At 68.9% G+C, this 20,035-nt stretch carries 22 protein-coding genes; 12 read left to right on the forward strand and 10 right to left on the reverse strand.

The features are described 5' to 3' along the window. Positions 1–294, reverse strand: a 294-nt coding sequence (locus E4A53_RS01760) for a GcrA family cell cycle regulator (RefSeq protein WP_239018085.1), incomplete at its 3' end; no start/stop codon positions are given. Between the two features lie 72 nt (positions 295–366). On the opposite strand from E4A53_RS01760, the gene E4A53_RS01765 reads away from it, so the two are divergent. The 7 genes from E4A53_RS01765 (at position 367) to queE (ending at position 6,422) form a co-directional block, all read left to right on the forward strand. Continuing rightward, entirely contained in the window at positions 367–1,194 is an 828-nt protein-coding gene (locus tag E4A53_RS01765) for an ABC transporter permease (RefSeq protein ID WP_136161410.1), read from the forward strand. 123 nt (positions 1,195–1,317) lie between these two features. Next, positions 1,318–2,508: an aspartate aminotransferase family protein gene (locus tag E4A53_RS01770; RefSeq protein ID WP_136161411.1), complete on the forward strand. Its 1,191-nt coding sequence runs from the start codon at positions 1,318–1,320 to the stop codon at positions 2,506–2,508. Continuing rightward, on the forward strand, positions 2,505–3,458 hold the full coding sequence (argF, locus tag E4A53_RS01775; protein WP_136161412.1) for an ornithine carbamoyltransferase: 954 nt from the start codon (positions 2,505–2,507) through the stop codon (positions 3,456–3,458). Before E4A53_RS01770 ends, argF begins: the two co-directional genes overlap by 4 nt. A 7-nt stretch (positions 3,459–3,465) precedes the next feature. Further along, positions 3,466–4,404 (forward strand): Hsp33 family molecular chaperone HslO, encoded by a 939-nt coding sequence (locus E4A53_RS01780; protein WP_136161413.1) that lies wholly within the window; start codon positions 3,466–3,468, stop codon positions 4,402–4,404. Positions 4,405–4,502: 98 nt separating this feature from the next. Beyond that, positions 4,503–4,913, forward strand: a complete 411-nt coding sequence (locus E4A53_RS01785) for a DUF3617 domain-containing protein (RefSeq protein WP_136161414.1) — start codon at positions 4,503–4,505, stop codon at positions 4,911–4,913. 187 nt (positions 4,914–5,100) lie between these two features. Continuing rightward, a complete protein-coding gene (gene queC, locus E4A53_RS01790; RefSeq protein WP_136161415.1) occupies positions 5,101–5,793 on the forward strand; it encodes a 7-cyano-7-deazaguanine synthase QueC in 693 nt (230 codons plus the stop codon). After that, positions 5,790–6,422: a 7-carboxy-7-deazaguanine synthase gene (gene queE, locus E4A53_RS01795; protein ID WP_136161416.1), complete on the forward strand. Its 633-nt coding sequence runs from the start codon at positions 5,790–5,792 to the stop codon at positions 6,420–6,422. The genes queC and queE overlap by 4 nt, the downstream gene beginning before the upstream one ends. Here the strand turns inward: queE and E4A53_RS01800 are convergent, their stop codons facing one another. The 3 genes from E4A53_RS01800 to lipB form a co-directional block, all read right to left on the reverse strand. After that, positions 6,423–7,061: a hypothetical protein gene (locus E4A53_RS01800; protein WP_239018086.1), complete on the reverse strand. Its 639-nt coding sequence runs from the start codon at positions 7,059–7,061 to the stop codon at positions 6,423–6,425. A 158-nt stretch (positions 7,062–7,219) separates the two neighbouring features. After that, the gene (locus E4A53_RS01805; protein WP_136161418.1) at positions 7,220–7,480 is read right to left on the reverse strand and encodes a hypothetical protein; all 261 of its coding nucleotides are present in this window, start codon (positions 7,478–7,480) and stop codon (positions 7,220–7,222) included. Positions 7,481–7,567: 87 nt separating this feature from the next. After that, on the reverse strand, positions 7,568–8,227 hold the full coding sequence (lipB, locus tag E4A53_RS01810; protein WP_136161419.1) for a lipoyl(octanoyl) transferase LipB: 660 nt from the start codon (positions 8,225–8,227) through the stop codon (positions 7,568–7,570). Between the two features lie 106 nt (positions 8,228–8,333). Here lipB and E4A53_RS01815 point away from each other — a divergent pair, with 106 nt between their 5' ends. Together E4A53_RS01815 and E4A53_RS01820 are read left to right on the forward strand one after the other, a co-directional pair. Then, complete coding sequence (locus E4A53_RS01815; protein ID WP_136161420.1) at positions 8,334–9,041, forward strand: hypothetical protein; 708 nt, start codon at positions 8,334–8,336, stop codon at positions 9,039–9,041. A gap of 75 nt (positions 9,042–9,116) precedes the next feature. Continuing rightward, entirely contained in the window at positions 9,117–9,467 is a 351-nt protein-coding gene (locus tag E4A53_RS01820) for a hypothetical protein (RefSeq protein WP_136161421.1), read from the forward strand. A gap of 70 nt (positions 9,468–9,537) precedes the next feature. Here E4A53_RS01820 and E4A53_RS01825 read toward each other — a convergent pair whose 3' ends face one another. Next, on the reverse strand, positions 9,538–9,987 hold the full coding sequence (locus E4A53_RS01825) for an NfeD family protein (RefSeq protein ID WP_136161422.1): 450 nt from the start codon (positions 9,985–9,987) through the stop codon (positions 9,538–9,540). A gap of 2 nt (positions 9,988–9,989) precedes the next feature. Beyond that, positions 9,990–10,976 carry an SPFH domain-containing protein gene (locus tag E4A53_RS01830; protein ID WP_136161423.1) on the reverse strand — a complete coding sequence of 329 codons (987 nt, stop codon included), beginning with the start codon at positions 10,974–10,976 and terminating at the stop codon, positions 9,990–9,992. A gap of 139 nt (positions 10,977–11,115) precedes the next feature. Between E4A53_RS01830 and guaB the strand changes: the two genes are divergently transcribed. From guaB to E4A53_RS01845, 3 genes are read left to right on the forward strand one after another with little or no spacing between them, the layout of a single operon-like run. Beyond that, positions 11,116–12,573 (forward strand): IMP dehydrogenase, encoded by a 1,458-nt coding sequence (guaB, locus tag E4A53_RS01835; RefSeq protein WP_136161424.1) that lies wholly within the window; start codon positions 11,116–11,118, stop codon positions 12,571–12,573. 12 nt (positions 12,574–12,585) lie between these two features. Then, a complete protein-coding gene (locus tag E4A53_RS01840; RefSeq protein ID WP_136161425.1) occupies positions 12,586–13,758 on the forward strand; it encodes an RsmB/NOP family class I SAM-dependent RNA methyltransferase in 1,173 nt (390 codons plus the stop codon). 32 nt (positions 13,759–13,790) lie between these two features. Next, on the forward strand, positions 13,791–14,318 hold the full coding sequence (locus tag E4A53_RS01845) for a hypothetical protein (protein WP_136161426.1): 528 nt from the start codon (positions 13,791–13,793) through the stop codon (positions 14,316–14,318). A gap of 137 nt (positions 14,319–14,455) precedes the next feature. On the opposite strand, the gene rsmA is transcribed toward E4A53_RS01845, so the two are convergent. The 4 genes from rsmA to E4A53_RS01865 form a co-directional block, all read right to left on the reverse strand. Next, complete coding sequence (gene rsmA, locus E4A53_RS01850) at positions 14,456–15,283, reverse strand: 16S rRNA (adenine(1518)-N(6)/adenine(1519)-N(6))-dimethyltransferase RsmA (RefSeq protein ID WP_136161427.1); 828 nt, start codon at positions 15,281–15,283, stop codon at positions 14,456–14,458. Further along, entirely contained in the window at positions 15,280–16,278 is a 999-nt protein-coding gene (pdxA, locus tag E4A53_RS01855; RefSeq protein WP_136161750.1) for a 4-hydroxythreonine-4-phosphate dehydrogenase PdxA, read from the reverse strand. The genes rsmA and pdxA overlap by 4 nt, the downstream gene beginning before the upstream one ends. A 10-nt stretch (positions 16,279–16,288) precedes the next feature. Next, a complete protein-coding gene (locus tag E4A53_RS01860) occupies positions 16,289–17,596 on the reverse strand; it encodes a peptidylprolyl isomerase (protein ID WP_136161751.1) in 1,308 nt (435 codons plus the stop codon). Between the two features lie 118 nt (positions 17,597–17,714). Further along, entirely contained in the window at positions 17,715–19,946 is a 2,232-nt protein-coding gene (locus tag E4A53_RS01865) for an LPS-assembly protein LptD (RefSeq protein ID WP_239018087.1), read from the reverse strand. Between the last annotated feature and the right edge of the window lie 89 nt (positions 19,947–20,035).

Raw genomic sequence — 20,035 nt, forward strand, 5'->3', positions numbered from 1 at the left:
GGGCGGCGGTGCTGCCGGGCGCGGGGCGGTGGCACGCGGAGCCGGGGCCGGTTCGGCCTGTCGGGCCGCCGGCTCGCGCGGGGTGGGGGCGGGCGCCGGGGTGGCGGCTTCCTTCGCCTTGCTCTTGTCCTTTTCCTTTACCGGCGACGGGCGTGATTGCAGGCCCAGCCGGTGGGCCTTGCCGATCACGGCATTGCGGCTGACCCCGCCAAGGGTCTCCGCGATCTGGCTGGCGGTCAGTCCGCCTTCCCACATCGTCTTGAGCTGCTCGATCCGCTCGTCGGTCCAGGCCATGTCTTTCCTTCAATCCGAATTTCATTCGCGCGTTCTTGCGGGTCCGGCCACGGGCCGATAGGCCCTGTCGCCATGAACGACCAGTCCCCGCCCGGAATCCGCTTCGCACCCGGCGAGGCGACGATCAAGAACGTCAACTGGCCGGGTCTCAGGACGCTGTATGTGAAGGAGGTGCGCCGCTTCTTCAAGGTGCAGCTTCAGACGATATGGGCGCCGGCGGTCACCAACCTGCTGTTCCTGACGATTTTCACCGTTGCGCTCGGTGGCGCCAGCCGCACCGTGCTCGGCCATCCTTTCGCCGATTTCATCGCGCCCGGCCTGATCGTCATGGGGATGATGCAGAACGCCTTCGCCAACGCCAGTTTCTCGCTGCTCGTCGGCAAGATCCAGGGAACGATCGTCGATTATCTGATGCCGCCGCTGTCGCATGCGGAACTGCTCGCCGGGCTGGTCCTTGCATCCGTCACCCGCGCCATCCTGGTGGGGCTGGTGATCTGGGCGGCGATGCTGCTGTGGCCGGGACTGCACGTGATGCCGCGCCATCCCGCCGCGCTGCTGTGGTTCGGGCTGAACGGGGCGGTGATGCTGTCGTTCCTCGGCGTGCTGACCTCGATCTGGGCCGATAAGTTCGATCACGCTGCTTCGGTCACCAATTTCGTCATCGCGCCGCTGTCGCTGCTCTCCGGCACCTTCTATGCGATCGACAATCTCGCGCCGCTGTACCGGGCGATCAGCCACGCCAACCCGTTCTTCTACATCATTTCCGGCTTTCGCTACGGCTTCCTCGGCGAAGCGGATTCGCCGATCATCATCGGCGCGGCGCTGCTGCTGGCGATCAACGTCGCGCTCGGCGTCCTCGCCTATGCGCTGCTCCGCGCCGGCTGGAAGATCAGGAACTGACGCACCAGCGGGCGGCGTCGCATTGATTCTCAGCCCCGCCGGGCTTATAGGCGCGGGCTCAGGCGGCCGGGAAAGCCGCCTTTTTGCATTGGGCTTCCGCCCGCCTCCGAAAGGATCCTTCCGATGACGATTTCCGCGCTGATGCCCGTCTATCCCCGGTGCGGGACGCGGCCGGTGCGAGGGGAGGGCTGCTACCTGATCGGCGAGCGCGGCGAACGCTATCTGGATTTCGCCAGCGGCATCGCGGTCAACCTGCTCGGCCATGGCCATCCGCATTTCACCAAGGCGGTGCAGGATCAGGTGGCGACGCTGATGCATGTGTCGAACTTGTACGGCAGCCCGCAGGGAGAGGCTTTCGCCCAGCGGCTGGTCGACAACACATTCGCCGACACGGTGTTCTTCACCAATTCCGGCGCCGAGGCGGTCGAATGCGCGATCAAGACTGCGCGCCGCTACCACTATGCCAACGGCAACCCGCAACGGCACACGATCATCACCTTCTCCAACGCGTTCCACGGCCGCACCCTCGGTACGATCAGCGCGACCGACCAGGAGAAGCTGCGCGACGGGTTCGAACCGCTGCTGCCCGGCTTCGCCTACGCGCCGTTCAACGATCTGGAAGCGGCGGAAAAGCTGATCGGCGCCAGCACAGCCGGCTTTCTGGTCGAGCCTATCCAGGGCGAAAGCGGCATCCGCCCGGCGACGCCGGAATTCTTGAAAGGGTTGCGTGCCCTCGCCGACAAGCACGGCCTGCTACTGATTCTGGATGAGGTGCAGTGCGGTGTCGCCCGCACCGGCACGCTCTACGCGCATGAGCAATACGGCATCGTGCCGGACATCATGGCCAGCGCCAAGGGCATCGGCGGCGGCTTCCCGATGGGCGCCTGCCTGGCGACGGAGGAAGCGGCCAAGGGCATGGTCCACGGCACCCACGGTTCCACCTACGGCGGCAATCCGCTGGCGATGGCGGCGGGGCAGGCGGTGTTCGACGTCGTCCTCGCCGACGGCTTCCTCGACCATGTGAAGCAGATGGGCGAGCGGCTGCGCCAGACGCTGGAGCAGATGATCCCCAACCACGACGCGCTGTTCGACAGCGTGCGCGGCACCGGGCTGATGCTCGGCCTGCGGCTGAAGGTGCCGAGCCGCGATTTCGTCGCCCATCTGCGCGACAATCACGGTCTGCTGACCGTGTCGGCCGGCGACAATGTCGTCCGCATCCTGCCGCCGCTGGTGATCGGGGAGGAGCATATCGCGGAATTCGCCCGCAAGCTGTCAGAGGGGGCGCGGAGCTACACCCCGTCCGACGCGGCATGAGCGGCGCCGGCGGGATCCGCCATTTCCTCAACCTGTCGGATGCCGGCGGGGACGGGGTGGCGGCGATGCTGGCCGACGCGGTCGATCGCAAGGCGGCCCGCGCCGGCTGGCCGAAGGGCCGGGCTGACGCCGACCGGCCGCTCGACGGCCATGTGCTGGCGATGATCTTCGAGAAGAACTCGACCCGCACTCGCGTGTCGTTCGACATGGCGATCCGCCAGCTTGGCGGCACCAGTATCGTCATGGACGCCGGGTCGATGCAACTCGGCCGTGGCGAGACGGTCGCCGACACCGCGCGCGTGCTCGGCCGCTATGCCGACGCGATCATGATCCGCACCGACGATCATGCGAAGGTGGAGGAGATGGCGGTCCATGCCGGCGTGCCGGTCATCAACGGCCTGACCGATCTGTCGCACCCGTGCCAGATCGTCGCCGACCTGCTGACCGTCGTCGAGCGCGGGGTGCAGCTCCCCGGTTCCAAATGGGCGTGGCTGGGCGACGGCAACAACGTCCTCAACTCCGTCGTGGAGGCGGCCGGCCTGTTCGGTTTCTCGGTCGCAATCGGCTGTCCGGAGGGCTACGACCCCGATGACCGCTTCGTCGCGGCGGCGTGCGCCCGTCTCGCCGGCACCGGCGCCACGGTGGTGGTGGAGCGCGACCCGCTTCGCGCCGCCGCCGCCGCCGATATCGTCGTCACCGATACCTGGGTGTCGATGGGCCAGGCCCATGCGGCGGAAAAGCTGGCAGCGATGGCGCCCTATCAGGTCAACGCGGCGCTGATGGCGGCGGCCAAGGGCAGCGCCACCTTCCTCCACTGCCTGCCCGCCCACCGCGACGAGGAAGTGACGCCGGAGGTCATCGACGGCCCGCGCTCGGCGGTGTGGGACGAGGCAGAGAACCGGCTGCACGCGCAGAAATCGGTACTGCTGTGGTGCCTCGGCCGGCTGTGACCGCCTGATGCCGGCGCCCGCCGCCTCACCTGCGACCGCGATCGACCTGGCGCTCGGCTTCGCGATACCGGGGCAGGATGCGCGCGGCCGCTTCGTCCGGCTCGGCCCGACGCTCGACGCGATCCTCGCCGCCCATGCCTATCCACTCCGGCTGGAAGCGCTGCTGGCGGAGGCGCTGGTGCTGACCGCGCTGTTCGGCACGACGCTGAAGGACGAGGGTGGGCAGATGACGCTGCAGGCGCAGACCGAAGGCGGCGTCGTCGATCTGCTGGTCTGCGACTATCGTGCCGGCGCGTTACGCGGCTATCTGCAATTCGACGCCGATCGCTTCGCCGAGGCACCGGCCGATCCGTCGCTGTTCGCGCTGTTCGGCAAGGGCTATCTGGCGATCACCTTCGATCAGGCGGTGACCGGCGAACGCTATCAAGGCATCGTGCCGCTGGAAGGCGGGTCGCTCGCCGCCGCTGCGGAGGCATATTTCGCCCAGTCGGAACAGATCCCCAGCCTGGTTCGCATCGCGATCGCCGGCGGGGCGGGGCGACCCTGCGTCGCCGGCGGCATGCTGGTCCAGCACCTGCCGGGCGGCGAGACCGGGCGGGACCGGCTCCACGCCCGTATCGATCAGGGCCAGTGGGATCATGTCGCGGCGCTTGCCGGGACGATCAAGGCGGTTGAACTGACCGATCCGGCATTGCCCCTGGAAACCCTGGTCTGGCGCCTGTTCCACGATGAGGACGAAGTCCGGCTGCTCGGTGAGACGGCGATCGGGAAGGGCTGCCGCTGCGACCCTGCCCATATCGCCAGCGTTCTCGCCCGTTTTCCGGCGGAAGAGCGCGCCGCGATGGCCGATGCCGACGGTATCATCGGCGTCGATTGCGCATTCTGCGCGCGCACCTTCCCGGTTCCGCTGGCATCCCTTGCGGCCGCCGGCGATGAACCCACATAAGCGATGCGGCGTTATGCGGAACGCTATCGTAACCAGTTCCGTCTAATGCGCATCGTCATCCGCGCGAGCGGGGCCATGGGGGTGGGATTGTGAAGTCGTTGCCTTCCGTTGTTTTTCAAGCGCTGCTGATCCTGTTGCCGCTATCCGGCGGCGCGGCCGCGCTTGCCGTTACGCCGCAGCCGGTGGTGCGGCTGAAGGCGCTCGCCCCGGTCGAGTCGGGGCGGTGGCAGCTGAAACCCTATGACGGGAACGGCCCGGCGCGCAGCATCTGCATCGCCGAAGCGGCCAGCCTGCTCCAGCTTCAGCATCCCGGCGCCAACTGCACCCGCTTCGTCATCGACGATCAGCCGGCGATCGCGACCGTCCATTACACCTGCCCTGGCAACGGCCATGGCCGCACGACGATCAAGGTCGAGACCAGCCGCCTGCTCGACATCAGCTCGCAGGGCATCGCCGCAAATGCGCCGTTCAACGTGCGATACGAGGCGCGCCGGCTCGGCGGCTGCTGATCGCCCGCAGCATTAACGGTTGATTGACCATTCCGGCGCTATACCGGGCGCCGTGCCGATATTGGGCACAGCTTCCTCCTAACCAGGCCGCAACGGCCTTCCTCGGGCCGCTTTCATTGGCGGCCCTTCTTTTGCCGTCGCGGCGCGCCCTTGCGCCGGCGCGGGCGGAGCGGTAGCCGCCGCTGTCATGACCCGAAATCCCAAGCGTGCCGTCGTCCTGCTGTCCGGCGGCCTCGACTCGATGGTCTGCGCCGGCCGCGCCCGCGAGGAGGGCTTTGCGGTGCTTGCCCTCACCATCGACTATAACCAGCGCCACGCGGTGGAAATCGCCGCCGCCGGCCGCGTCGCCGCGATGATCGGCGTCGAACGCCACATCGTGCTGCCGATCGATCTGCGTGCGTTCGGCGGGTCGGCGCTGACCGATGCGATCGCGGTGCCGAAGGACGGGGTGCAGGACGGGGTCATCCCCGCCACCTATGTCCCGGCGCGCAACACCATTTTTCTGTCGCTGGCGCTCGGCTGGGCGGAGGCGGCGGGCGCCCGCGACCTGTATGTCGGGGTCAACGCCGTCGACTATTCCGGCTATCCGGATTGCCGACCGGAATTCGTCGCCGGCTTCGAGCGGCTGGCGGAAATCGCCACCCGCGCCGGGGTGGAAGGGGAACCGTTCCGTATCCGCGCGCCGCTGCAGCATATGAGCAAGGCGGAGATCGCCGCCGAAGCCGCCCGGCTTGGCCTCGACGCCGGGCAGAGTTGGTCCTGCTACGACCCGACGCCGGACGGCCGCCATTGCGGCCTGTGCGATAGCTGCCGCCTGCGCCGCGCCGGGTTCGAGGCGGCGGCCTTGCCCGATCCGACCGTCTACGCCGCGCGGCCGTGAGCTATGCGGTCAAGGAAATGTTCCTCACCCTGCAGGGGGAGGGGATGCAGGCCGGGCGGCGGGCGGTGTTCGTCCGCTTCGCCGGCTGCAACCTGTGGAGCGGGCGAGAGGCGGACCGGGCCAGCGCGCAGTGCCGGTTCTGCGACACCGATTTCGTCGGCACCGACGGCGATGGCGGCGGCCGCTTCGCCGATGCGAGCGCATTGGCGGCGACGGCGCGGCGGCTGTGGGGCGCCGACGGGGCAGGGGCCTATTGCGTCCTGACCGGCGGCGAACCGCTGCTCCAGGTCGACGCGGCGCTGGTCGACGCGCTCCACGCCGCCGGCTTCACGATCGCGGTCGAAACCAACGGCACCATCGCCGCCCCGCCGGGCATCGACTGGATCTGCGTCAGCCCGAAGGCGGGGACGGCGATCCTCCAGACCAGCGGCAATGAACTGAAGCTCGTCTGGCCGCAGCCGGACACCGACATCGCCCGTCTGGAAAGCTGGGCGTTTGACCATTTTCTGGTTCAGCCGATGGATTGCGCTGCGGCGGAAACCGCGCGCGCTGCCGCCATCGCCCTGGTTATGGAACGGCCGCGCTGGCGCCTGTCGCTGCAGACGCACAAGCAGCTCGGTCTGCGCTGATCAGAAGGCGAACGGGCAGCGGCGGGTGTCGAGTTCGCCCTTCTTGCCCCAGCATTTGTCGTCGAGCGGCGGCATCGGGGTGACGATCGGCAGGATCTGGTAGGTGAAGCGCTGCTCGCCGTGGCGGTTCAGGCTGTTGCGCAGCTCGCTCAGATATTTCTCGGCAACGGTGTGGAACTGGCCCTTCGGCACGAACAGCGCCGCGCGCCCGATTTTGCTGACCGTTTCACAGAAAGTATATTGAGACGACACCGTGGAGAAACGCGAATAGGTCCGCGTGCCATATTGGTCGAACGCGTTCTGCGCTGCCTTCAGCGGCTTTTTCGTGCGTTTGAAATAGCCTTCCAGCGTCTGGTACGCCTTGCCCAGCTCGACCCGGTGATAGTCGATGACGTGGTTGTACTGGCCGCTGGCGAGCAGCGTCGGGTCGAACTGGCATTGGAGCGCGCCGACGTTCAGTCCGGCACGCAGCATCCAGACCAGCGATGCCTGCAGTTCCGCCGGGGTCGCGCCCGGCAGCGGATTGTGCAGTTCCGGCTCGTCGCCGCGAACCGGCGCGCCGCTCATGTCCGGCGCTTTCCAGAAGAAGTTGGCCGGCGCCGCCGTCGGCACCGCCAGCAGGCTTGCACCGGCAGCCACCACGGCCGCGCGCCATCCAGTCGAAACCGCCATCCCACTCCTCCGCAAACCTGTGTTGCCTGATTAAGGGTGTTTTGCGCCGGTCTCAATCCTTGATGGCGCGGATATGAAAAGGCCGCCCGGTCGCCCGGACGGCCCGTTCATCGCAAGCGACGAAATTACTGGGCCGCGGCGTCGTTCGCGACGGCTTCGTTGGCGGCCGGGGCGGCCGCGTCGGTGCCAACGGCTTCGTTGCCGATCGTGCCGTCGACCGCCGTCATGTTGTCGGTGATCTCGCCGGCCGGCTCGACGGCGTTCAGGTCGGTCACCGCGCTGTTGTCGACGGTGCTGGCCGGTTCGGTGCCGCCACAGGCCGAAACCAGCAGGGCCGCGCCGGCGACAAGAGCACCAGTCGTCAGCTTCGAAAGAAGGTCGCGCATTGAAAACTCCCTAATTTTGTAGGGATTTGGTCGGCTTAACTGGCCCTATGAACAACCAAATCCACCACGACTCTAGACATAAATCCGTCACCCCTCAAGGGAATCTCTACGCTGGCCCAGCGCGGCGACGAATTGAGGGAGCGCGTCGGCGAGCGCGGCGTCGAGCGCCGCCATGCCGGCCGGGTTGCCTAGCGCGGCGAGGCTGGTGACCGGGAACTCGGCCAGCCCGCACGGCACGATGCCGCCGAAATGGCCAAGATCGGGCGCGACGTTGATCGATACGCCGTGCAGGGTGACCCAGCGGCGGATGCGGACGCCGATCGCGCCGATCTTCGCCTCCGCGCCATGGTCGTCGGTCCAGATGCCGACCCGGCCGTCGACGCGGCGGGCCGGGACGCCCAGCGCGCCGAGCGCGGCGATCACCCAATCTTCCAGCGCGTGGACATAGGCGCGCACGTCGCGCCCGCGCGCGCCCAGGTCGAGCTGGACATAGGCGACCCGCTGGCCTGGGCCGTGGTAGGTGTAGCGTCCGCCGCGCCCGCTTTCGAACACCGGAAAGCGCGGGTCGATCAGGTCGCTCGCCTCGGCGCTGGTGCCGGCGGTGTAGAGCGGCGGGTGCTCGAGCAGCCAAACCCGCTCGGCGGCGTCCCCGGCGCGGATCGCGGCGGCGCGCGCCTCCATGTCGGCCACCGCGTCCGGATAGGGTACCGGCGCGCCGGCGACCTGCCATTCGATACCGTCGATCATCCCCGCGTCTCTGTCATCACCGAAATGGCGCCCTCCGCGTGCAGCCCGTTGTGGAACCCGCCCCGCGCCGTGTAGCAGGGCGGGGCGTTTGATGGGAGAGTGGCACGTGAGGCTCGACACAGGCAAGGCGTGGAACGATGCGGTGGCGCTCGGGCGCGGCCATGCCGAATTGCTGCTGGCCATCGCCGGCATGTTCCTGCTGCTGCCCGCGCTGCTGCTGGAACTGTTCGCACCGATGCCGCAGGGCGGGGCGCTGGTCGAGCGGCTGACCGCCTATATGGAGCTGCACGGCGGCAAGCTGTTCCTCGCCGCACTGGTCACCAGCTACGGGCAGGCGTCGATCTTCGCGCTGCTGCTCGACGCCAACCGGCCGACGGTGGCCGATGCGCTGCGCGAAGGATTGCGCCGCCTGCCGTGGTTCGTGCTGCTCAACCTGCTGGTCGGGATGATCTGGCTTGGCGGCTTCCTGCTGTTCATCGTCCCCGGCCTCTATCTCGTCGGCCGGCTCGCTCTTGCCCAGCCGGCGCTGGTCGCCGGCCGGCTGTCCGATCCGGTCGAGGGGCTGCGCCGCGCCTGGCGGCTGAGCGACGGCAATGGCTGGCGGATACTGGCGCTGCTCGCCGTCGTCCGCGTGCTCGGCACGCTGATCGTCACGGCGGCGGTGTGGACGCTGGGCGCGGTGGTGCTGCTGCTCGCCAAGGGGCCGGTTTCCGCCTTCCTGCTGGCGCTGGTCGATGCGTCGTTCGGCGCCGCGGTGTCGGTGGTGCTGCTGCTCGTCGATGCGGCGATCTTCCGCCAGCTCTCCGCCGACTGAAGGCTACCGCCGCCGCGCGATTGCGGTTAGGTTCAGCGGCGGCCCGCGCCGGGCCGGCCGAAGTGGAGTTGCGATATGGGACTGTTGGAAGGCCTTCTGGGCAAGGCTGGCGGCATCGATCTGGCGGCGCTCGCCGGGCAGGTCGGCCTGTCAGTCGACGATCTCAAAACCGGCGGCGAATCGATGCTCGGCCGGCTGGCACAGGGCGGGACGGACGCCGGTGGCGCCGCCGCTCATGCCGCCGCCGAAACGGGGATCGACGTCGCGAAGCTTCAGGCGCTGTTGCCGGCGCTGGCCGGGCAGCTTGGTGAAACCGACGTCAACGGCATTGTCGGCAAGCTCGGCGGCCTGCTCGACCGCGATGGCGACGGCAACCCACTGAACGACATCGCCGGTTTCGCCAAGGGCCTGTTCGGCAAGAGCTAAGCAGCGCGCCGGAGCTTGTTCTGTTCAAGCGACACCGGCCCGCGCCGATTCCGCGTGAAGCGAACAAGCCCTACGCCGGCGGCAACGCCGGCTCCGCCTCGACGATCAGCACGCCGTCCTCGACGCCGACGACGCGCATCCGCGCGCCGACCGGGGCGTCGGGCCCGCGCGCCGACCATGCCCCGTCGCCGACCTGGACGCGGCCTTCGCCACCGGCGATCGCCGTCTCTACGGTGACGACGCGGCCGATCAGCCGTGCGACGCGGTCGTTCAGCAGCGGGTCGCTCGATTCGATGGGGTTGGCGACGTACCAGGATCGCCCGGCAATCACCGCGACGACGGCGCCGGCGGCAAAGACCAGGAACTGCGCGGTCACCGACGGCTCGAAGATCAGGGTGGTCAGCCCCGCGACTGCCGCCGCCGCCGCGAACCAGATCAGGTAGACGCCCGGCAGCGCCAGCTCGGCGGCGGCCAGCGCCACCGCCAGGATCATCCATAGCCAGCCCGGTTCGATGTCCATCGTCAGCCCTGCGTCTCGAACGGGCCGGGCCGGCGGACGACCGCGGCGCCCGTCTTGGCCGCCGGCTTGGCAGCCGCCTGGGCGCTGCCGATGGCGTCCTTGGCCAGTTCGCCGATGCCGCCGAGCGTGCCGATCAGCTGCGTCGCCTCGACCGGGAACAGGATGGTCTTGGCGTTGGGCGACGTCGCGAACTGACTGACCGCCTCGACATATTTCTGGGCGATGAAATAGTTGATCGCCTGCGCGTTGCCGCCGGCGATCGCGTCGGACACCATCTGCGTCGCCTTGGCCTCCGCCTCCGCCTCGCGCTCGCGCGCCTCGGCATCGCGGAATGCCGACTCGCGCCGCCCCTCGGCCTGCAGGATCTGCGATTGCTTCTGCCCTTCGGCGCGCAGGATTTCGGATGCGCGCGAGCCTTCCGCCTCAAGGATCGACGCCCGCTTCTCCCGCTCCGCCTTCATCTGGCGCGCCATCGCGTTGACGATGTCGGCGGGCGGGCGGATGTCCTTCACCTCTACGCGGGTGATCTTGACGCCCCATGCCTCGGTCGCGTGATCGACGACGCCGAGCAGCCGGGCGTTGATCTCGTCGCGCTTCGACAGCGTCTCGTCCAGGTCCATCGAGCCCATCACCGTGCGCAGGTTGGTGGTCACCAGGTTCAGTATGGCGTTGTACAGGTCCGACACTTCATAGGCCGCCTTGGCGGAATCGAGCACTTGGAAGAACACGACGCCGTCGGTGGATACCATCGCGTTGTCGCGGGTGATGATCTCCTGCCCGGGGATGTCGAGCACCTGCTCCATCATGTTCACCCGCCGCCCGACCCGGTAGAAAAAGGCGGGGTAGAAGTTGAACCCCGGCCGGGCGACGGCGGTGAAGCGGCCGAAATGCTCGATCGTGTACTGATACCCTTGGCGGACGATCTTGATGCTGCTCGCCAGATAGAACAGCACCAGCACGACGATGAACAGGGCGGCGGTGGCGGCCATGGGTTTCTCCTCCGTTCGACAATACGCAGCCTAGGCGCTGCCTTGCCCGCGCCCAAGCGGAATCGGGGGCTGGCGCGCGCCTCCGCCAATGGTTACATGGCGCGCCTCAACACATAACTAAAGGGCATCGCGCACTCCGATGGATATTCAACTGGGCCTTACGTTCGACGACGTCCTCCTCAGGCCCGGTGAATCGGAAGTGTTGCCAAGCCAGGCGGATACCCGCACCCATGTGACTCGGGAGATCGCGCTCAACATCCCGGTCCTGTCCTCGGCGATGGATACGGTGACCGAAGCGGACATGGCGATCGTCATGGCCCAGCTCGGCGGCCTCGGCGTCCTCCACCGCAACCTGTCGGTCGAGCAGCAGGCGGCCGCCGTCCGCCAGGTCAAGCGCTTCGAATCGGGTATGGTCGTCAACCCGATCACCATCGCCCCGCAGCAGACTCTGGCCGAAGCGCGCGCGCTGATGGCCGATCACCAGATTTCGGGTATTCCGGTTGTGGAAAAGGACGGCCGGCTGGTCGGCATCCTGACCAATCGCGACGTCCGCTTCGCGGAGAATCCGCGCCAGCCGGTGTCGGAGCTGATGACCCGGGACAATCTCGCCACCGTCCCCGCCCATGTTAGCCATGACGAGGCGCGCCGCCTGCTCCACCAGCGTCGGATCGAGAAGCTGCTCGTCGTCGACGACGCCTATCGCTGCATCGGCCTGATCACCGTCAAGGACATCGAGAAGGCGGTTACCTATCCCAGCGCGACCAAGGACGCGTCCGGCCGGCTGCGCGTCGCCGCCGCGACCACCGTCGGCGATTCCGGCTTCGAGCGGACCGAGGCGCTGATCGACGCGGGTTGCGACCTGATCGTCGTCGATACCGCCCACGGCCATTCCCGGCTGGTCCCCGCTGCGGTCGAGCGGATCAAGCGCTTGTCCAACGCCGTCCAGGTCGTCGCCGGCAACGTCGCGACGGCGGAGGCGACCCGCGCGCTGATCGACGCCGGCGCGGACGGCATCAAGGTCGGCATCGGCCCCGGCTCGATCTGCACGACCCGCGTCGTGGCCGGCGTCGGCGTGCCGCAACTGTCGGCGGTGGCCGAGTCGGCGGGGGAGGCGCGCAAATCCGGCGTGCCGGTCATCGCCGACGGCGGCATCCGCTCGTCCGGCGACATCGCCAAGGCGCTTGCCGCTGGCGCGTCGAGCGTGATGCTCGGCTCGATGCTGGCCGGGACGGAGGAAGCGCCCGGGGAGACCTTCATCTATCAGGGCCGCGCCTATAAATCCTATCGCGGCATGGGCTCGGTCGGCGCGATGGCGCGCGGCTCGGCCGACCGTTATTTCCAGCAGGACATCAAGGACCAGATGAAGCTGGTGCCGGAAGGGATCGAGGGGCAGGTGCCCTACAAGGGGCCGACCCGTGACGTGATCCACCAGCTGGTCGGCGGGGTGAAGGCGGCGATGGGCTATACCGGCGCGAAGACCATCCCCGACCTGCAGGAGCGGGCGAGGTTCGTCCGCATCACCAATGCCGGTTTGCGCGAAAGCCATGTCCATGACGTCTCGATCACCCGCGAGGCGCCGAATTACCCAACCAGTTGATCGGCTGGTACGATGACCCCCGCCGCCCGCGTCCAGGCCGGGATCGAGCTTCTCGACGCGATCATCGTCTCGGCGCGTGACGGGGGCGCCGCCGCCGACACGCTGATCGCTCGCTATTTCAAGACCCGGCGCTATGCCGGGTCGAAGGATCGGCGCGCCGTCCGCGACCTTGTCTACGCGGCGATCCGGCGCAGCGGCGACCGTCCGCGATCAGGCCGGGCGGCGATGCTCGGCCTTGCCGCCGGCGACCCGGCGCTGGTCGCCGCCTTCGACGGCACGCCGCACGGCCCGGCGCCAATCGCGGCGGGAGAGGAGGCGGCACCCGCCGCGCCGGTTCCCGCCTGGTTGGCGCCGCAGCTGGCCGACTACGATACCGCCGCATTGCTCGGCCGCGCTCCGCTCGATCTCCGCGTCAACACGCTGAAGGCGACCCGCGAAGCCGTCGCCTCGCTGTGGCCGGATGCCACGCCGACACCCCACGCCACGAACGGCCTGCGCTTCGCCGCGCCCTTCGCGGTCGAGGACGATCCGCGCTGGCGCGACGGCGTCGTCGAGGTGCAGGATGAGGGCAGCCAGTTGATCGCTGAGGCTTGCGCCGCTGCGCCGGGAATGACGGTGGTCGACCTGTGCGCCGGCGCCGGCGGCAAGACGCTGGCGCTCGCTGCGGCGATGGGCGGGCAGGGGCGCCTCGTCGCCTGCGACACCAATCGCGACCGCCTGTCCCGGCTGGCGCCGCGCGCGGCCCGGGCGGGCGCCACCGCCGTGGAGCAACGCCTGCTCGACCCGGGGCGGGAGGCGGCGGCGCTCGCCGACCTCGCCGGCGCGGCCGACATCGTTCTGGTCGACGCGCCCTGTTCCGGTACCGGCACCTGGCGCCGCAACCCGGAGGCGCGCTGGCGGCTGACGCCGGACCGGATCGCGCGGCTGGTCGCGGCGCAGGCGGCGATCCTGAACGTGGCGGCGCCGCTGGTCCGGCCCGGCGGCGCGCTGGTCTACGCCGTCTGCTCGCTGCTTGATGCGGAGGGGGCCGGGCAGGTTGACAGTTTTGCGGCGCAATGCGCAGACTGGCGGGCCGAGGAGCCTTTCGGCCCGGCCGGCCGGGCGCGTGGCCGCGGCCGCACGCTGGACCCGGCGCGGGACGGGACGGACGGCTTCTTCGTCGCGCGACTGAGATGCCCGTCATGACGACTGAACGATCGAAGTTCGTGGAGATAGTTATGCGTTTCACGCCTGCCGCCCTTGCCGTTTCGCTGGCCTTCCTCACTATGTCCAGCGCCGGCCAGAGCCAGCGTGCCGATCACCAGCTCGATCCGCGCTCGGTCGCGCTGGTCCAGAAGGGCGATGCCGCGCGCCGCGCCGGCAACCTGTCGGAAGCGAATGATTTCTACGAAAGCGCGCTGGCGGTCGATCCGCGCAACCGCCCGGCCTATATCGCGCTCGGCGGTGTCGCCCAGCAGCAGAGCCTGCCCGGCAAGGCAATCCGCATGTACCGCGAGGCGCTCGACCTGGAACCCAACGACCTCGCCGCGCTCGCCGGTCAGGGTGACGCGATGGTCCAGAAGGGCGCCGTCACCAAGGCCAAGGAGAATCTGGCGAAGATCCGCAAGCTCTGCGCCCGCGAATGCGCCGACGCGACGCGGTTGGCGGCGGTGATCGCCAAAGGCCCACCGCCGGTCGTCCAGTCCGCGCAAGTCAACGTCAAGGTGCCGCCAGCGGACGAAAAGCCGACGCCGAAGCCCGACTGAGTCCGCTCAGCTCCGCCGACAACCCGCATCCCTCCGTCATTGCGAGCGCAGCGAAGCAATCCAGAAAATGCTCGGCATCGAGCAGCGGATTGCTTCGCTGCGCTCGCAATGACGGCGTAAGCACGAACCGGACAGCCTCAGTCGCGCTCCAGCGCCCGCGCGAGCGCCACGAAGCCCTCGACCGGCACCGTCTCGGCACGCCGCGTCGCGTCGATCCCGCACGCCGCCAGCGCGTCGAGCGCGCCCGGCACCGACCGCAGGCTCTGGCGCAGCATCTTGCGGCGCTGGCCGAACGCGGCGGCTGTCAGCGCCTCGATCGTCGCGCAGCGCACGCCCGCGGGCTGGGCGGTCGGCACGATGTGGACGACCGCCGACATCACCTTGGGCGGTGGGGTGAAGGCGGACCGGTGGACCGTCATCGCCAGCCGCGCCTCGCCGCGCCACTGGGCGAGCACCGACAGCCGGCCATAGGCGCCGCTTCCCGGCGCGGCGACGATCCGCTCCGCTACTTCCTTCTGGAACATCAGCGTCAGGCTTTTCCACCAGGGCGGCCAGGCTTCGCCGGTCAGCCAGCCGACGAGCAGGGCGGTGCCGACATTGTAGGGCAGGTTGGCGACGATATGCGGTGCCCGGCCGGTCGCTGCAGCAGCGTCGAATGCCAGTGCATCGCCCTCGTGGACATGCAGCCGTCCCGGCGCTGCGTCGGCCAGCTCGGCCAGCGCCGGCAGGCAGCGGCGGTCGCGCTCGACCACCGTCACCTCCGCCCCGGCGCGGAGCAGCGCGCGGGTCAGTCCGCCGGGGCCGGGGCCGACCTCGTAGACCGCTTCGCCGGCGAGCGGACCGGGTACGCGCGCGATCCGGTCGAGCAACTGGCCGTCGAGCAGGAAATTCTGGCCCAGCGCCTTGCTGGCGCGCAGGCCGTGGCAGGCGATGACATCGCGCAGCGGCGGCAGGGCTGGCGTCACCCCTGAGTGCGTTCGCACCGCGCCGAGGCGGCCTGCGCGGCCAGTCGCAGCGCTGCGATCATCGCCCCCGGCTCGGCGCGGTTCTCGCCCGCGATGGCAAAGGCGGTGCCGTGGTCGGGCGCCGTCCGCACCACCGGCAGGCCCAATGTCATGTTGACGCCTTCGTCGAAATACAGCGTTTTCAAGGGGATCAGCGCCTGGTCGTGGTACAGGCACATCGCCACGTCGTATAGGGCGCGGGCGCGCGGGTGGAACAGCGTGTCGGCGGCGAACGGGCCGCTGACCTCCAGCCCCTCGGTCCGCAGGATCGCCAGCGCCGGCTCGATGATGTCGATCTCCTCGCGGCCGATCGAGCCGCTCTCGCCGGCATGGGGATTGAAGCCGGCAAAGGCCAGTCGCGGCGATTCGATGCCGAAGTTGCGCTGTAGGCCCCGCGCCGTGGTCAGCGCGCTGGATACGATCATCTCGACTGTCAGCAGCTCGGCCACCCGCGCCAGCGGTACGTGGGTGGTGATCGGCACGACCTTCAGGCTGGGGCCGGCCAGCATCATCACCGCGTTCTCGCGGGCGATGCCGCATCGCTCGGCGATGAACTCGGTCTGGCCGGGGTGGGTGAAGCCGACGGCGTAGAGCTGGGCCTTGGACACCGGCGCGGTGACCAGTCCCGCCGCCGCGCCCGACCGGGCGAGCCCGACCGCCAGCTCCAGCGAGTCGAGCGAGCAGCGCGCGCCTTCCAGATCGGGCTGGCCGGGCCGTATCCCGCCGGCATCCTCGACGGAGATCAGCGGCAGGGCATCGGGGTAGACGCGGGCCGCCTCGCGCGGGTCGGCGATCCGCTGGACCGGGCCGGACCACACCGCCTGCAGCGCGCGCGCGTCGCCGACGGCGAAGAACGGCGCAAGCGTGCCGTCACGCCCGTAATCCCACGCCTTCGCGACGATTTCGGGGCCGATGCCGGCCGGATCGCCTAGCGCAACCGCGAGGGAGGACTGCATCGCCACGCCGTCAGCGATAATCCACCACCGCGTCGCGGCGCAGATCGCGCAGGTAGCGCTGGGCGCGGCGGTTGACCCGCTCCTCCTCTAGCTGGGACATGATCTGGTCGCGGGACGGACCGGAGGCGACCTGCGGGTCGTCGCGGCCGCACAGCACCAGGATGCGAACGCCGTCGCTGACCGAACCGAACGGCGCGGTCGCCTCGCCGACCGACAGCTTGAGCAACGGTTCCTGCAGCGGCTGCGGCAGGTCGCGCACCCGGACCTGGTCGTTGTCGACCACTTCGGCGCCGATGTCCTGGCCGATCTTGCCAGCCGCGCCGCAGCCTTTGACGTCGCGCGTCGCCTCGATGAACTTCGATGCCCGTGCGTCGGCATCGGCCTGCTTGATGCCGGCGGGGAAAGTGATCGACAACTGGCGCAGACTGAGGACCGCGTCGCGCGGATCAGCGGTCAGCACCTGCCGCTGGTCCATCAGGTAGAGGATGGAAAAGCCCCCCGGCACCTCGATCGGCCCGGCGATCTGCCCCATCTGCAACTGCTGCACGGTGGCCGCCAGCGGCTCAGGTAGCTGCTCGGCCCGCACCCAGCCCAGGTCGCCGCCGACCGCGGCGGTCGACGCTTGCGAATATTGCCTGGCATAGGCGGCGAAGGATCCGCCCTGGCGGATCTGCTCGATGATCTGCTCTTCGTTCTGGAAGATCTGCTGGCGCGCCTCCGGGGCCGCCGCCATGTAGATTTCGCCGACCCGGTATTCGGACGTGCCCTTGGACGCCTCCAGCCGGTCCATGATCGCCTGGACCTCCTCGTCGCCGATGTTGACGAACGGCTCGACCCGGCGGCGGAGCAGGCGCTGCCAGGCCAGCTCGCCCTTGATCTGGCGCTTCAGTGAGGCGGCGGAAGACCCGACCGAGCGCAGATATTCGTCCATCGCTTCCGGCGTGCGCTTGAAGTTCTGCGACACGCGGGCGTAGCTGTCGTTGACCTCCTTCTCGGTCACCTCGATGTCGTTGGCCTTGGCTTCCTGGATCTGCAGCGTCTCGTCGATCATGTTGCGCAGCACCTGCAGCCGCAGCCGGTCGGCCTCCTCGGGCCGTACCCGCCCGCCGTTGGCGGCGACGACGACGGCAAGCCGCTGGTCGATGTCGGTACGGGTGATGATCTCGCCGTTGATGATCGCGGTCGGCTTGCGGATCGCCGGATCTTCCTTGTCGAAGATCGAAATGTCGGTCGGCAGGTTGAGGCCGGTCTGCGGCAGGCCCGCGTCCTCGCCCACCGTCTGCGCCAGCGCGGCGGTGGCGGCGATCATCAGCGGCATGGCGGCGAGCGTGGCGCGGCGCTTCCAGCGCCTGTTGGTCGTCGGGGTCAAATCCGGTGCAATCCCTATGGTTCACGTTCGGCGATGGCAGGCTGCGCCCACACGGCTGAACACAGGCTTAGCGGCCCAAATTCTTGAACGCCAGACGCAACAGGAAACTGTTGCCGCGCCGGGCGTCGCCGGTGTCCTCATAATCGCGCCGCCAGGTGACGCCAAGCTCGACGCAATCATCCTCATAGGCGATGCCAAGCCGGTGGCGGACCGGCGAGAAGCCGTCGGCGAGGGACAGCGGGTCCTCGCGCTTGTCGGTCAGGTCGACGACGGCGGAACCGAAGATCGACCAGTATTTGGCGAACTGCACCCGGCCGCCCAGCCGGATCTCCTCACGGTCGCGCAGGTCCTCGATCCGGTCGTCGATGTCGCGGTTGAGCCGCAGATAGCCGATCATCGCATAGGTCTTGCGCGACCCGATCGTCGCGTCGATCTCGTTGCGGCGCACCGCCAGGCTGTCCTTGTCCAGCCGGAACCGCTCGGTCAGGGTGACGAAATCGCGGAACCGCACGGTCGCCCGGCCGACGATGTCGGACGTCCGCCGCGACAGGCCAGTACCGTCGGGAAACAGCACCGGCTGGCTGTTCAGCCGATAGCTCTGGCCGACATTGGCGTCGATGCTGATGTCCGGCAGGCTGAGCGCGTAATCCACGCCATAGGTTATGCGCTGCCCGTCCTCGAAGCGATCGTAGCCGGGGAAGCGGTTCAGCGCGAACAGGTTGCTGTCCTCCAGGTCGAAGGCGCGGGCGTCCTCGTTCGGGATCTTCAGGTTGCTGATGTCGGGGCTGGCGACGATCTGGACGCGCGGGGTGATCTGCTGGGTGCCGCCCAGAAACTCGCCGACGAACGGCCACTTGACGTCGATCGCCAGCGCCGCGATGCCGCGCGACTGCCAGCCGGCCTCGCCGCGGTAGGATGTCGTCGCCGTCAGCAGCGTCTCGTCGGTATGGTAGACGTCGGCGCGGGCATAGGCGGTGAAGGTCACCTCCTGGCCCAGCGGCGTATAGCGCCTCAGGTCCCAGCGCAGGCCGGCGAAGGCGCGCTGGGTGTCCTGGCCGGCAGTGCGGCCGATCGCCAGGCTGTTCAGCTGCAGCTCGACCTTGCCGCCGAGCAGTGGGTCGCTGATCCGCCGGCGGTAGTCGATCTCGGGCAGGGCGATCGGTTGCTGGCCCTGCGGATCGGCAATGCGCAGCGTCTGCGTTGCCCAGCCGGCGAGCGAGAAATAGCTGTCCGCGTCCAGTCGTTCCAGCCGCAGGGTCGAGCGCAGCCGGTCGTCGCGCGAAAAGTCGTAGCGGCGGAGGAAAGTGCGGTCCGTCGCCACCCGGAACGATCCGCTGACGCTCCAGTATGGGTCGAGCTGGAACCGTCCGCTACCTTCAATATAACCGCGGAAATTCCGGGACGATGCCGGGTCCGGCTGCAATGTCGCCGACATCGCCCGGCTCGACGTGGCAATCGCATGGATCTGGTAGGCGCCGGTCCCGGTCAGCGCCCGGTATTTCGCCTCGATCAGCGGCAGCACCGACGAATAGATGTGCGGGGTGACGGTCAGGTCGCGGTTCGGCGTGATCGAGAAATAATAGGGCTGGGCAAATTCGAAGCCGTTGACCCGGTTATAGCGCAGGTCGGGGACCAGCAGCCCGCTGCCGGACCGGTCGCTGGTCGGAGTCGACAGGCCGGGCAGCGGAATCAGCGGCAGGCCGAACAGCTCGATCCGCGCCCCCTTGAACGTCGCCCGGCCGATATTCGGATCGTAAACGACCTTGGCGGCAGTAACCTTCCAGGTCGGCTTCTTCGGGCATCCCTTGTCGTCGACGACGGCGCAGGGGGTGTAGGCTGCATGCTCCAGCGTCTTGACATCGTTGGCGAGCGTTCCGCGCCGTGCCGCCAGCCGGCCGCCGTCCTGCAGCACGACCAGCAGGTTCTCGACCACCCCGTCCTTTAGCGTGTCGGTCAGGTCGACGTGGTCGCCATAGGCGGTGTCGCCTTCCGGGTTGGTGATCGCGACGCTGCCCTCGGCGACGACCGCGCCGGTCCTGCGGTTCCAGCTCACCGTGTCGGCGCGCAACCGGTTGCCCTCGCGGCTCATCCGCACCTCGCCGGTCGCGGTGACGACATCGCTTTCGCTCTGGTACTCGATCTGCCCGGCACTGAACGCGACGACCTTGTCATCCGTTTCGCCCGGCGGCGCCGGGGTTTCGGGCGGCGGAGCGGGCGGGGTCTGGGCGGCGGCGCCCGCCGGCGCAAGGCCGATGGCCAGTGGCAGGGCCGCAGCCGGGATCGACCATCTACGCGTCACATTCACCCTTTCGCGCCGTGGCGGCGGTTACCGGCGCGCTCCTATCGCACCGGAACGGAAATGCCGCAATCTCTTGGTACGGACGGTTC

It is taken from the genome of Sphingomonas flavalba, assembly GCF_004796535.1.
GTDB lineage: Bacteria > Pseudomonadota > Alphaproteobacteria > Sphingomonadales > Sphingomonadaceae > Sphingomonas_L > Sphingomonas_L flavalba.

Bases quoted from the DNA above. Each gene is read 5' to 3' on its own strand.
- E4A53_RS01805 (WP_136161418.1), bottom strand. From the start codon at position 7,480: ATGCGCGACCTTCTTTCGAAGCTGACGACTGGTGCTCTTGTCGCCGGC.
- E4A53_RS01765 (WP_136161410.1), top strand. From the start codon at position 367: ATGAACGACCAGTCCCCGCCCGGAATCCGCTTCGCACCCGGCGAGGCG.
- E4A53_RS01860 (WP_136161751.1), bottom strand. From the start codon at position 17,596: ATGCCGCTGATGATCGCCGCCACCGCCGCGCTGGCGCAGACGGTGGGC.
- lipB (WP_136161419.1), bottom strand. From the start codon at position 8,227: ATGATCGACGGTATCGAATGGCAGGTCGCCGGCGCGCCGGTACCCTAT.
- guaB (WP_136161424.1), top strand. From the start codon at position 11,116: ATGGATATTCAACTGGGCCTTACGTTCGACGACGTCCTCCTCAGGCCC.
- E4A53_RS01825 (WP_136161422.1), bottom strand. From the start codon at position 9,987: ATGGACATCGAACCGGGCTGGCTATGGATGATCCTGGCGGTGGCGCTG.
- E4A53_RS01845 (WP_136161426.1), top strand. From the start codon at position 13,791: ATGCGTTTCACGCCTGCCGCCCTTGCCGTTTCGCTGGCCTTCCTCACT.
- E4A53_RS01770 (WP_136161411.1), top strand. From the start codon at position 1,318: ATGACGATTTCCGCGCTGATGCCCGTCTATCCCCGGTGCGGGACGCGG.
- argF (WP_136161412.1), top strand. From the start codon at position 2,505: ATGAGCGGCGCCGGCGGGATCCGCCATTTCCTCAACCTGTCGGATGCC.
- E4A53_RS01780 (WP_136161413.1), top strand. From the start codon at position 3,466: ATGCCGGCGCCCGCCGCCTCACCTGCGACCGCGATCGACCTGGCGCTC.
- E4A53_RS01840 (WP_136161425.1), top strand. From the start codon at position 12,586: ATGACCCCCGCCGCCCGCGTCCAGGCCGGGATCGAGCTTCTCGACGCG.
- queC (WP_136161415.1), top strand. From the start codon at position 5,101: ATGACCCGAAATCCCAAGCGTGCCGTCGTCCTGCTGTCCGGCGGCCTC.
- E4A53_RS01830 (WP_136161423.1), bottom strand. From the start codon at position 10,976: ATGGCCGCCACCGCCGCCCTGTTCATCGTCGTGCTGGTGCTGTTCTAT.
- E4A53_RS01820 (WP_136161421.1), top strand. From the start codon at position 9,117: ATGGGACTGTTGGAAGGCCTTCTGGGCAAGGCTGGCGGCATCGATCTG.
- pdxA (WP_136161750.1), bottom strand. From the start codon at position 16,278: ATGCAGTCCTCCCTCGCGGTTGCGCTAGGCGATCCGGCCGGCATCGGC.